The sequence below is a fragment of the Pseudomonas sp. P4_C1 genome (assembly GCF_056402155.1).
This window is the reverse complement of record NZ_JBFUHY010000001.1, coordinates 319,149-329,695: the sequence shown is the minus strand read 5'-3', so window position 1 is coordinate 329,695 and position 10,547 is coordinate 319,149. Positions and strand designations below refer to the sequence as shown.

Genomic DNA, 10,547 nt, shown 5'->3' with positions numbered 1-10,547 from the left:
ATAACTGATGACATGAACGGCCAACCGGCCTGACGACAACCCTGGGCTCTCACACGGCTGCAAGGCCGTTCCCCTAATTAGGGTCGTTGGGCATCGATTCTCATCGAGGCGCGGGGGCCACAACCCCAACTCAGACGCCGGATAGATGAAAGCAAGCCAAACACGACATCAACAACAGTATTGCAGAAAAGGGGGTAACCATAGATGTGGGAGCGAGCTTGCTCGCGATAGCGGTGTATCAGCAGCGTATTCGTCAACTGAAAGTCCGCCATCGCGAGCAAGCTCGCTCCCACAGGGTGACGGCGGTGTCCCCCCCGGTCAGGCGAAAAACCACACCAGTCCCTGCATCGCCAACCAGGCGAACACCCCGGCCAGGACATCATCGAGCATGATGCCGACGCCGCCATGTACGTGCCGGTCAATCCAGCGAATCGGCCACGGTTTGAGGATGTCGAAGAAGCGGAATATCAAGAAACCCGCGAGCAACCATTGCCAACCTTCCGGCACCAGCCACAGGGTGATCCACATCCCGACCATTTCGTCCCAGACGATGCCTTCATGGTCGTGTACCCGTAAATCGTCGGCCACTTTGCCGCACAGCCAGAAGCCGAACAACATGGTGATGCCCAGCATCAGCCAGTAACCCCAGTCGGGAAGCATTTGCCACAACGGGATAAAAGGCAGCGCAACTAACGACCCCCAAGTGCCCGGCGCCTTTGGCAAGGTGCCCGAGCCGAAGCCGAACGCCAAAAAATGCCACGGATTACGCCAGACCGACGGCGGTACGTTTTCCGCCGGGACCTGCTTGGGATGATCTGTCACGGTGACTCCCGAAAATGTTGATAACCCCGGGTTTGCGGGGTGATGTCTTTGCCATCGGCGTCCAGCAGTGTCACGCCCTGCCCCGTTACCACCCGCCCAATCACATGGATCGGCCAACCGTCGGCCAGCAATAGCGGCAACTCGACGGACGGTAAGGTGAAGACCAGGACGTAATCGTCGCCGCCGCTCAGGGCCGCAGCTTGTGCGCCCGCTTGACCGAGAAAGTCGAGCAGCGCTTTGGAGAGCGGCAGGCGATCTCGCTCGACTTGAATACCGACCTTCGAAGCCAGCGCGATATGCCCGCAATCAGCGAGTAGACCGTCGGAGATATCCATTGCCGAAGTGGCCTTGCCCCGCAGCGCCTGACCCAAGCCGAGCTGCGGTTGCGGCGACCAGTAATGCGCCAGCAACGGCTCGGCGATGCTCGCTGGGGCCGTGCGCTGGCCGAGCACCAATGGCAAGGCACCCGCTGCATTGCCCAGGTCGCCGCCGACACACAACAGGTCGCCCGGTTGTGCGCCGCTGCGGGTCAACGCCAGGCCATCCGGTACGCGACCGAATACGGTCATGGTCATGCTTAACGGCCCACGGGTGGTATCGCCACCTACCAACGCCACACCGCAGCTTTGCGCCATGGTGTTCAAACCACGGGCATAGTCCTGCAACCATTCGGCAGTCACCGTCGGCAAGGTCAGGGCAAGGGTAAAGGCAACCGGGGTGGCGCCCATGGCAGCCAGGTCGCTGACGGCCACGGCCAACGAGCGCTGACCGAGCAGAAACGGATCGCAGGGATCGGCGAAGTGCACGCCGGCCACCAACGTATCGGTAGAGATCGCCATCTGTTCCCCCGGGGGAACAGTCAGCAAGGCGCAGTCATCGCCAATCCCGAGGGCAACGCCTTCGCCGCCCTGCGCACAAGGCGCGGCAGCGAAGAAATTGCGGATCAGCTCAAACTCGCCCATGGCTTCGTGTCGACATTCCAAGCGCCAATCAGCGCTTGAACGCCTTCACTTCAGCTTCACGCAGACGCGGGGCCAGCTTGTCGAGCACACCGTTGACGAACTTGTGGCCGTCGGTGGAACCGAAGACCTTGGCCAGTTCGATACCCTCGTTGATCACAACGCGGTACGGCACGTCGACGCGCTTGAGCAGTTCCCAGGTGGACAGGCGCAGAACCGCCAGTTCAACCGGGTCGAGCTCTTCGATGGTCAAGTCCAGGCATGGCGTGAGTGCGGTGTCGATTTCGGTCTTGAACTGCGGAACCCCGTGCAGGATTTCGCGGAAGTACGCGCCGTCGACATCGGTGAAATCGTTATCGACCCGGAACTGAGCTTCGATCTCGTTCAGCGACTGCTTGGCCATGTGCCATTGGTACAGCGCCTGGGTCGCGAGCTGACGGGCTTCGCGACGCTTGACGCTTTTCGATGGCTTGCCGGCATCCGCAGGCTTTGGGTCGCGCGGGTTGAAACGATCGCTTTCGTCGCTAATCACTTGGCCTCCAACTGCGCCAGCAGGCTGACCATTTCCAGAGCGGACAGGGCAGCTTCAGCACCTTTGTTACCGGCCTTGGTGCCGGAACGTTCAATGGCTTGCTCGATGGAATCAACGGTCAGCACGCCGAATGCGACCGGAACGCCGAACTCCATGGACACCTGGGCCAGGCCCTTGGTGCATTCGCCAGCCACGTATTCGAAGTGCGGAGTGCCGCCACGAATGACCGCGCCCAAGGCGATGATTGCCGCGAATTCGCCTTTTTGGGCGACTTTCTGCGCAACCAGCGGAATTTCGAAGGCGCCAGGCGCGCGGATGATGGTGATGTCGCTTTCGCTCACGCCGTGGCGAACCAGGGCATCAACTGCACCGCTGACCAGGCTTTCAACGACGAAGCTGTTGAAACGGCCCACTACCAGAGCGTAGCGGCCTTTAGGGGCGATGAAGGTACCTTCGATGGTCTTCAGGGTCATTCGATAGATCTCTTAAAGAGCCGGGACGCGTCTCGTACGCGTCCCTCGGTGATATTTGAACCGCGAATTCAGGGCCGGAAACAACCGGTCATTATTCGGAGGGCACGTATTCTACAACTTCCAGATCGAAACCGGATATCGCATTAAATTTCATGGGTGCCGACATCAGGCGCATTTTGCGCACACCGAGGTCACGCAGGATCTGCGAACCGGCACCGACAATGCTGTAGGTGGTCGGTTTTTTCACGGCCGCGTGGTCGGCAGTTTCGCGGATGTGCGCCAGCAACACGTCGCCATCGAGCGGGTGACCCAGCAACAACACCACGCCACTGCCCGCCTCGGCGACCGCAGCCATGGCGGCGCGCAGGCTCCAGCGGCCCGGTTGCTTGACCATCAGCAGGTCACGCAGCGGGTCCATGTTGTGCACGCGAACCAGGGTCGGTTCTTCGGCACACACGTTGCCCAGGGTCAGGGCCATGTGCACGTCGCCTTCCACCGAATCACGGTAGGTCACCAGGTTGAATTGGCCCAGTTCGCTGTCCAGTGGCTGCTCGGCAATCCGCTGAACGGTACGTTCGTGGATCATCCGGTAGTGAATCAGGTCGGCGATGGTGCCGATCTTGATGTCGTGTTCGGCGGCAAAAGCTTCCAGCTCGGCGCGACGGGACATGGTGCCGTCGTCGTTCATCACTTCACAGATCACACCGCTCGGCTCGAAACCGGCCATGCGCGCCAGGTCGCAGGCGGCTTCGGTGTGGCCGGCGCGGGCCAGGGTACCGCCGGCCTGGGCCATCAGCGGGAAGATGTGACCGGGGCTGACGATGTCTTCAGCCTTGGCATCACGGGCGGCGGCGGCCTGCACGGTGCGCGCACGGTCGGCGGCGGAAATGCCGGTGGTCACGCCGGTGGCCGCTTCGATCGATACGGTGAACTTGGTGCCGAAACCGGAACCGTTGCGCGGCGCCATCAACGGCAGCTTGAGCAGTTCGCAGCGCTCGCGGCTCATCGGCATGCAGATCAGGCCACGGGCGTGCTTGGCCATGAAGTTGATGTGCTCGGGCTTGCAGCACTCGGCGGCCATGATCAGGTCGCCTTCGTTCTCGCGGTCTTCGTCATCCATGAGGATGACCATCTTGCCTTGGCGGATGTCTTCAACCAGTTCTTCGATGCTATTGAGCGCCACAAGGCACCCCCTTGAGTCAGGATTTGAGGTAGCCGTTGGCGGCCAGAAAGCTTTCGGTAATGGTGCTGCCGGCGGTCGGCTCTGCAGCCTTGTCGCCCAAAAGCAGACGTTCCAGGTAACGGGCCAGCAAGTCCACTTCCAGGTTCACCCGGCGACCTGGCTGGTACGACGCCATGATGGTTTCGCTCAGGGTGTGCGGAATGATGGTCAGCAGGAACTCGGCGCCATCGACTGCGTTCACGGTCAGGCTGGTGCCGTCGACGGTGATCGAGCCTTTATGGGCGATGTACTTGGCCAGGTCCTTCGGCGCGCGGATGCGGAATTCCACGGCCCGCGCGTTCTCGGTACGGGCAACCACTTCGCCCACGCCGTCGACGTGACCGCTGACCAGATGCCCGCCGAGGCGAGTGGTCGGGGTCAGGGCTTTTTCCAGGTTGACCGGGCTGCCGCTTTTCAGGTCGTTCATGGCGGTGCAGTCGAGGGTTTCGCGACTGACGTCGGCGGCAAAGCCGTTGCCCGGCAACTCAACGGCGGTCAGGCACACGCCGTTGACCGCGATGCTGTCGCCCAGTTTGACGTCGCTCAGATCGAGCTTGCCGGTTTCGACGTGTACCCGTACATCACCGCCCTTTGGGGTCAATGCACGAATACTGCCGATGGATTCGATGATGCCGGTAAACATGAGGTTCTCCTCGAGAACAAAGCCCGCGCTTGCGCGATGGCCGGAAATTATACGCTTGCTGCTGGCAAAGGAATGGCAGTGACTCGCCAGTCATCGCCAACCGCACGAATTTCGGTGATTTTGAGTTCCGGCGCATCCTTCATTTGCGCGAGCGGCCAGTCCAGCAGCGGCCGCGCCGAGGAACCCAAAAACTTGCCGGCGATGAAAATCTGGAACTCGTCCACCAAACCGAGTTGGGCAAAGGCACCTGCCAGACGCGGGCCGGCCTCGACCAACACTTCGTTGACGCCACGGGCGGCGAGCTCGACCAGCAGCTGACGCAGGTCGACCTGACCATCGTAGCCGGGCACGATCAGGCATTCCGGACCGTTGGCATACTGCTCTTCCACCGCCACGCAGGTGGCGACCAGCGCCGGACCAGCCTTGAAGAACGGTGCATCCAGCGGCACCCGCAGGCGACCGTCGACCAGCACCCGCAGCGGTGGACGGCTCATGGCCAAGGCCGTTTGCTCGGCGTCCAAACCCAGCTCATCGGCGCGCACGGTCAAACGAGCGTTGTCCGCCAGCACCGTATCGGCACCGGTCAGCACCACGCTGGCCTGGGCACGCAGGCGTTGTACTGCCGAACGTGCGGCCGGACCGGTAATCCATTGGCTTTCGCCGCTTTCCATTGCCGTGCGACCGTCGAGGCTCATCGCCAATTTGACCCGCACGAACGGTAAGCCATGTTCCATGCGTTTCAGGAAACCTTGATTGAGTTTTCGCGCTTCACCCTCCAGCACACCACTTTCGGTGGCAATACCGGCCTGAGCCAGACGCTCCAGACCACGACCGGCGACTTCCGGGTTCGGGTCCTGCATCGCCGCGACCACCCGCGCCACACCGGCATTCACCAGCGCATCGGCACACGGCGGCGTACGGCCGTGATGGCTGCACGGTTCAAGCGTGACATAGGCAGTAGCGCCACGGGCCAACTCACCGGCCGCGCGCAGGGCGTGGACTTCGGCATGGGGTTCACCGGCGCGCTCGTGCCAGCCTTCGCCGACAATCTGCCCTCCTTGCACGATCACGCAGCCGACCCGTGGATTGGGGTGCGTCGTGTAATGGCCCTTGCGCGCCAGTTCCAGGGCACGGGCCATGTAGTGGGCATCGAGGATGGCAAGTTCTGCGGGCGTGTTCATTCTTTCACCGGTTCACGGGCCAGGCGATCGATCTCTTCGCGGAACTCGTTGAGGTCCTGGAAGCGGCGATATACCGAAGCGAAGCGGATGTAGGCGACTTCGTCGAGTTTCTGCAACTCGGCCATCACCAGTTCGCCGACCACGAGGGATTTGACCTCCCGTTCGCCGGTGGCACGCAGTTTGTGTTTGATGTGCACCAACGACGATTCGAGGCGCTCGACGCTCACCGGGCGCTTTTCCAGCGCACGCTGCATGCCGGCGCGGAGTTTTTCTTCATCGAACGGCTGGCGACTGCCGTCGGTTTTAATCAGGCGCGGCAACACCAGTTCAGCCGTCTCGAACGTCGTGAAACGCTCGCCGCAGGCCAGGCATTCACGCCGGCGGCGCACCTGTTCGCCCTCGGCGACCAGACGCGAGTCGATGACCTTGGTGTCGTTGGCACCGCAGAAGGGACAGTGCATGGTGGCAGGCAACAAAAAAAGGGAGGGCCATGGTAGCGCATCCCGGTGGCAAGACAAGCCATAGGGTTTGCGGTATACAGACGGGATGATCACTTGATCCATGGAATTCAGCTTTATGGAGCCACCAATGTCGTTACGTCCGCTCATTTTGCTCAGTGTTTTCAGCCTGCTGGTGGCTTGCGGCAGCGACGCACCCAAGCCCCAGCCGCCAACGCCTGGCCCGGCGCCGCAGCAAGCGCAGAAGAAAGCCCGGGAGGCCGCCGAACTTGGCCCGCTACCCGCGTATCAGCGTGAATTGAGCGGCACCTTGCAAGGTGTGCCGGCCGGCGCCGAAGTCGAGCTGGCGCTGTTGGTGATCGACGATAAAGACCGTCCGCAGCAATTGCTCGCCAGTTCCAGCCTGATCGGCAACAACCAGGTGTTGCCGTTTCACCTGCGCTTCAACCCGGATGCCTTTCCGGTCGGCGCCCGCGTTGAACTGCGAGGCCGCGCCAGCCAGTCCGGGCAGTTGATCCTGCACTTGCCGTCGCAGCTGATTACCCAGCCGACCACCCAGGCCTTGGGCCAACTGCAATTCGTCAAAGCCCCATGAGTGCACCGCTCGACCTGCAAATGGCCTTGGGGGATCTGCTCGGTGACGCGCGATTGGTGGACTGTGATTTACCCGGAACCGATTTGAAACTGTGGCTGATCGACGGCGACAACATGGACCGCGCTTTCAGCCCGGAAGAAACCCGGCGCATTCTGCATGAGCCGCCGTACTGGAGTTTCTGCTGGGCCAGCGGCCTCGCCGTAGCCCGTTATCTGGCCGCAAACCCGCATTGGGTCGAAGGCAAGCGGGTACTGGATTTCGGTGCCGGTTCCGGGGTGGCAGGGATTGCCGCGGCCAAGGCCGGAGCGCTCGAAGTATTGGCCTGCGACCTCGACCCGCTGGCGATTGCCGCGTGCCGGGCCAATGCCGAGCTCAATGACGTGCAGCTCAATTACTCCACGGATTTTTTCGCCGAGGCCGATCGCTTCGATCTGATCCTGGTGGCGGATGTGCTGTACGACCGGGCGAACCTGCCACTGCTCGACCAGTTCCTCAGTCGCGGCCGAGAAGCGCTGGTGGCGGATTCCCGAGTGCGGGACTTTCGCCATCCGTTGTACCGGCGCATAGAGATGCTGGAGGCGATGACCCTGCCGGACCTGGCCGAGCCCCGCGAGTTTCGGCATGTGAGCCTCTACCACGCGCAGCGTTAGCCAAGAGCTTCGCGAGCAGGCTCACTCCTACAGGGATTGGTGTGAACCACAAATCTTGTGGCCGACTTCAATCCCTGTGGGAGCGAGCTTGCTCGCGATGACGGTTTGTCAGGCAACAGAAGACTAGCGGCCAACAGCTTCCGGCCGCCCCCCACCAAGCCGTATAGTTGCCCCATTCACGCTTCCAAGAGATTGCCCATGAGTCAGGAAACGCCGTACATCTTCGACGCCACGACTGCCGATTTCGACCAGTCGGTGATCGAGAACTCTTTCCACAAGCCGGTGCTGGTGGATTTCTGGGCCGAATGGTGCGCGCCCTGCAAAGTGCTGATGCCGATGTTGCAGAGCATTACCGAGAGTTATCAGGGTGAATTGCTGCTGGCCAAGGTCAACTGTGACATCGAGCAAGACATCGTCGCCCGCTTCGGCATCCGCAGCCTGCCGACCGTGGTGCTGTTCAAGGACGGCCAGCCTGTCGACGGCTTTGCCGGTGCGCAGCCGGAATCCGCCATCCGCGCCCTGCTCGAACCCCATGTGCAAGTGCCGCCACCGGCCGCCGCCGATCCGTTCGAACAGGCCCAGGCACTGTTCGATGACAGCCGCTTTGCCGATGCCGAAGCCCAGCTCAAAGTACTGCTGGGTGAAGACAACACCAACGCCAAGGCACTGATCCTGTACGCCCGCTGCCTGACCGAGCGCGGTGAACTGGGCGAAGCGCAAACCGTGCTGGATGCGGTCAAGAGCGACGAGCACAAGGCTGCGCTGGCCGGCGCCAAGGCACAGATCAAGTTTCTCGGTTTGGCCAAGGACTTGCCGGATGCCGCCGACCTGAAGGCCCGACTGGCGAAAGACCCGCTGGACGATGAGGCGGTCTATCAACTGGCGATCCAGCAACTGGCCCGTCAGCAGTACGACGCCGCGCTGGACGCATTGCTCAAGTTGTTCATCCGCAACCGCAGCTACAGCGAAGGCTTGCCGCACAAGACCTTGCTACAGGTGTTCGAGTTGCTGGGCAACGATCATCCGTTGGTGAGCACCTACCGCCGCAAGTTGTTCGCCGCGCTGTACTGATCACGACCTTGTAGGAGCGAGCTTGCTCGCTCCTACAACAACCAGCGGTAGAGCGGCGTATCTCCGCCGCTCTCCACCTTCACATCCGGACTGTGGCGCAGGCGCACCAGCAGGCGCTTGCCCGCCGCCGCACTGCCGGTCAACCCTTCCAACTGATCGAGCAAATCCGGTCCGCTGAGCTGCCCGGCCTTGCGCAGCAAATCCCTGGCGATCTGCCACAGCGCATCATCCTGATTCAGAGGTTTGGCCGCTGGCGCGCTGACGGTGGATTTTTCCACCTGCAACTGCGCTCCTAGTCGCGCCCAGTCCGCGTCGTCCATCTCCAGGGTCAAATCCACCGGCCAGTCGCCGATGCTTCCGCGAATTCGCAACATAGGTCTGCTCCCGCACTTTTCTTCCCGGCATGCTCCCATGGGACTTGTGCAACGCCAAGCAGGCAGTCAAACTCTTCGCACTTACGTTATAAGATTACATAACATTTTCTTCATTTTACTTTTCGGAGACTCGCCATGCGTCGTCTGCTTCTCGCCCTGCCGTTTGCCATGTTGCCACTGGCTGTCGCCCATGCCGCCGACGAACACGATCATGAGCATGGCAGCCTGGGTGCCCACGAACATGGCGTTGGACGCCTGAACGCCGGGCTGGACGGGCAGACCCTGGAGCTGGAACTGGAAAGCCCGGCCATGAACCTGGTGGGTTTCGAGCATGTCGCCACCAGCGATGCCGACAAAGCCAAAGTCGCCGCCGCCCGCGCCCGGCTTGAACAGCCACTGGCCTTGTTCAACCTGCCAAAAGCCGCCGGTTGCGTGGTGGAAAACCAGGAACTGGAAAGCCCGCTGTTCGGCGACCAGCCCGATGCTGACAATGATCACGATGAAGACGCCAAGGACGAAGACGGCCACGAACATCACCATGATCACAGCGAAATCCACGCTCATTATCAGCTCACCTGCGCCACGCCGGCGGCCCTGAAGACGCTGGACCTGGCGAATATCTTCACCAGTTTCCCGGCCACCCGGACAATTCAGGTACAACTGATCGGCCCGAGCGGGCAGCAGGGGGTTGATGTGACGGCCAAGGCTGCCAGCCTTAAATTCTGAATTCACTGAAGACCCCCTGTAGGAGCGAGCCTGCTCGCGATGGTGTACCAGTCGACATCAACATGGCTGACACTCCTTCGCGAGCAGGCTCGCTCCTACAGGAGTTCACCACCAACCAGACCGGTTTCACATGACCCAAGCACTCATCGAACTGTCCGACCTGGGCTTCAGCTGGCCCGGTCACCCGCCACTGCTGGACATCCCGGCGTTTCGCCTGGAGCGCGGGGAAACCCTGTTCCTCAAAGGCCCCAGCGGCAGCGGCAAGACCACCCTGCTCGGCCTGCTCGGCGGCGTGCAAAAGCCTGATCGCGGCAGCATCCGCCTGCTCGGCCAGGAACTGACGCAACTCTCGGCCGGCGCCTGTGACCACTTTCGCGTCGATCACACCGGCTACATCTTTCAGCAGTTCAACCTGCTGCCGTTTCTGTCGGTGCGTGAAAACGTCGAACTTCCCTGCCACTTCTCCAGACTGCGCGCCGAACGGGCGAAACAACGTCACGGCAGCGTCGACAAAGCCGCCGCCACGCTGCTCGCCCACCTGGGTTTGAAAGATGAAAACATCCTCGGTCGCCGCGCCGACTCGCTGTCCATCGGCCAGCAGCAACGGGTCGCCGCCGCCCGCGCGCTGATCGGTCAACCGGAATTGGTGATCGCCGACGAGCCGACCTCGGCCCTCGATTACGACGCCCGCGAGAACTTCATTCGCCTGTTGTTCGCCGAATGCCGCGAAGCCGGCTCGAGCCTGTTGTTTGTCAGCCACGACCAGAGCCTGGCGCCGCTGTTCGATCACAACCTGTCGCTGGCCGAACTCAATCGCGCCGCTACCCCGTCCGAGGTCTGA

The 10,547-nt window shown here is 61.9% G+C and carries 14 protein-coding genes; 5 read left to right on the top strand and 9 right to left on the bottom strand.

The window, feature by feature from the left end:
* Positions 1-318: 318 nt before the first annotated feature.
* From AC1DU9_RS01490 to nrdR, 8 genes are all read right to left on the bottom strand, one after another.
* The gene (locus tag AC1DU9_RS01490; RefSeq protein ID WP_223457668.1) at positions 319-822 is read right to left on the bottom strand and encodes a phosphatidylglycerophosphatase A family protein; all 504 of its coding nucleotides are present in this window, start codon (positions 820-822) and stop codon (positions 319-321) included.
* Positions 819-1,784 carry a thiamine-phosphate kinase gene (gene thiL, locus AC1DU9_RS01485; protein WP_223457670.1) on the bottom strand — a complete coding sequence of 322 codons (966 nt, stop codon included), beginning with the start codon at positions 1,782-1,784 and terminating at the stop codon, positions 819-821. The genes AC1DU9_RS01490 and thiL overlap by 4 nt, the downstream gene beginning before the upstream one ends.
* Positions 1,785-1,812: 28 nt before the next feature.
* Positions 1,813-2,313, bottom strand: coding sequence for a transcription antitermination factor NusB (gene nusB / locus AC1DU9_RS01480; RefSeq protein WP_008053839.1), 501 nt, complete (start codon positions 2,311-2,313; stop codon positions 1,813-1,815).
* The gene (gene ribH, locus AC1DU9_RS01475; RefSeq protein WP_003228649.1) at positions 2,310-2,786 is read right to left on the bottom strand and encodes a 6,7-dimethyl-8-ribityllumazine synthase; all 477 of its coding nucleotides are present in this window, start codon (positions 2,784-2,786) and stop codon (positions 2,310-2,312) included. The genes nusB and ribH overlap by 4 nt, the downstream gene beginning before the upstream one ends.
* Positions 2,787-2,877: 91 nt before the next feature.
* Complete coding sequence (ribBA, locus tag AC1DU9_RS01470) at positions 2,878-3,969, bottom strand: bifunctional 3,4-dihydroxy-2-butanone-4-phosphate synthase/GTP cyclohydrolase II (RefSeq protein WP_090325554.1); 1,092 nt, start codon at positions 3,967-3,969, stop codon at positions 2,878-2,880.
* Positions 3,970-3,985: 16 nt separating this feature from the next.
* The gene (locus AC1DU9_RS01465; protein ID WP_008018158.1) at positions 3,986-4,651 is read right to left on the bottom strand and encodes a riboflavin synthase; all 666 of its coding nucleotides are present in this window, start codon (positions 4,649-4,651) and stop codon (positions 3,986-3,988) included.
* A 47-nt stretch (positions 4,652-4,698) separates the two neighbouring features.
* Positions 4,699-5,832, bottom strand: coding sequence for a bifunctional diaminohydroxyphosphoribosylaminopyrimidine deaminase/5-amino-6-(5-phosphoribosylamino)uracil reductase RibD (ribD, locus tag AC1DU9_RS01460; protein ID WP_223457672.1), 1,134 nt, complete (start codon positions 5,830-5,832; stop codon positions 4,699-4,701).
* Positions 5,829-6,293, bottom strand: a complete 465-nt coding sequence (gene nrdR / locus AC1DU9_RS01455) for a transcriptional regulator NrdR (protein WP_003228656.1) — start codon at positions 6,291-6,293, stop codon at positions 5,829-5,831. Before nrdR ends, ribD begins: the two co-directional genes overlap by 4 nt.
* Positions 6,294-6,420: 127 nt before the next feature.
* Here nrdR and AC1DU9_RS01450 point away from each other — a divergent pair, with 127 nt between their 5' ends.
* The 3 genes from AC1DU9_RS01450 to trxA all read left to right on the top strand — a co-directional run bounded on the left by AC1DU9_RS01450 (position 6,421) and on the right by trxA (position 8,606).
* Positions 6,421-6,885, top strand: a complete 465-nt coding sequence (locus AC1DU9_RS01450; RefSeq protein WP_108216297.1) for a YbaY family lipoprotein — start codon at positions 6,421-6,423, stop codon at positions 6,883-6,885.
* Complete coding sequence (locus tag AC1DU9_RS01445; RefSeq protein WP_223457674.1) at positions 6,882-7,535, top strand: class I SAM-dependent methyltransferase; 654 nt, start codon at positions 6,882-6,884, stop codon at positions 7,533-7,535. Before AC1DU9_RS01450 ends, AC1DU9_RS01445 begins: the two co-directional genes overlap by 4 nt.
* 198 nt (positions 7,536-7,733) lie before the next feature.
* Entirely contained in the window at positions 7,734-8,606 is an 873-nt protein-coding gene (gene trxA / locus AC1DU9_RS01440; RefSeq protein ID WP_477809654.1) for a thioredoxin, read from the top strand.
* A gap of 32 nt (positions 8,607-8,638) precedes the next feature.
* Here the strand turns inward: trxA and AC1DU9_RS01435 are convergent, their stop codons facing one another.
* Positions 8,639-8,980: a hypothetical protein gene (locus tag AC1DU9_RS01435; RefSeq protein ID WP_223457677.1), complete on the bottom strand. Its 342-nt coding sequence runs from the start codon at positions 8,978-8,980 to the stop codon at positions 8,639-8,641.
* Positions 8,981-9,115: 135 nt separating this feature from the next.
* Between AC1DU9_RS01435 and AC1DU9_RS01430 the strand changes: the two genes are divergently transcribed.
* Together AC1DU9_RS01430 and AC1DU9_RS01425 are read left to right on the top strand one after the other, a co-directional pair.
* Positions 9,116-9,706, top strand: coding sequence for a DUF2796 domain-containing protein (locus tag AC1DU9_RS01430; RefSeq protein ID WP_477809653.1), 591 nt, complete (start codon positions 9,116-9,118; stop codon positions 9,704-9,706).
* A 130-nt stretch (positions 9,707-9,836) separates the two neighbouring features.
* Entirely contained in the window at positions 9,837-10,547 is a 711-nt protein-coding gene (locus AC1DU9_RS01425; protein WP_477809652.1) for an ABC transporter ATP-binding protein, read from the top strand.

Bases quoted from the DNA above. Each gene is read 5' to 3' on its own strand.
- AC1DU9_RS01465 (WP_008018158.1), bottom strand. From the start codon at position 4,651: ATGTTTACCGGCATCATCGAATCCATCGGCAGTATTCGTGCATTGACC.
- AC1DU9_RS01450 (WP_108216297.1), top strand. From the start codon at position 6,421: ATGTCGTTACGTCCGCTCATTTTGCTCAGTGTTTTCAGCCTGCTGGTG.
- thiL (WP_223457670.1), bottom strand. From the start codon at position 1,784: ATGGGCGAGTTTGAGCTGATCCGCAATTTCTTCGCTGCCGCGCCTTGT.
- ribD (WP_223457672.1), bottom strand. From the start codon at position 5,832: ATGAACACGCCCGCAGAACTTGCCATCCTCGATGCCCACTACATGGCC.
- AC1DU9_RS01445 (WP_223457674.1), top strand. From the start codon at position 6,882: ATGAGTGCACCGCTCGACCTGCAAATGGCCTTGGGGGATCTGCTCGGT.
- AC1DU9_RS01435 (WP_223457677.1), bottom strand. From the start codon at position 8,980: ATGTTGCGAATTCGCGGAAGCATCGGCGACTGGCCGGTGGATTTGACC.
- AC1DU9_RS01425 (WP_477809652.1), top strand. From the start codon at position 9,837: ATGACCCAAGCACTCATCGAACTGTCCGACCTGGGCTTCAGCTGGCCC.
- nrdR (WP_003228656.1), bottom strand. From the start codon at position 6,293: ATGCACTGTCCCTTCTGCGGTGCCAACGACACCAAGGTCATCGACTCG.
- AC1DU9_RS01430 (WP_477809653.1), top strand. From the start codon at position 9,116: ATGCGTCGTCTGCTTCTCGCCCTGCCGTTTGCCATGTTGCCACTGGCT.
- ribH (WP_003228649.1), bottom strand. From the start codon at position 2,786: ATGACCCTGAAGACCATCGAAGGTACCTTCATCGCCCCTAAAGGCCGC.
- trxA (WP_477809654.1), top strand. From the start codon at position 7,734: ATGAGTCAGGAAACGCCGTACATCTTCGACGCCACGACTGCCGATTTC.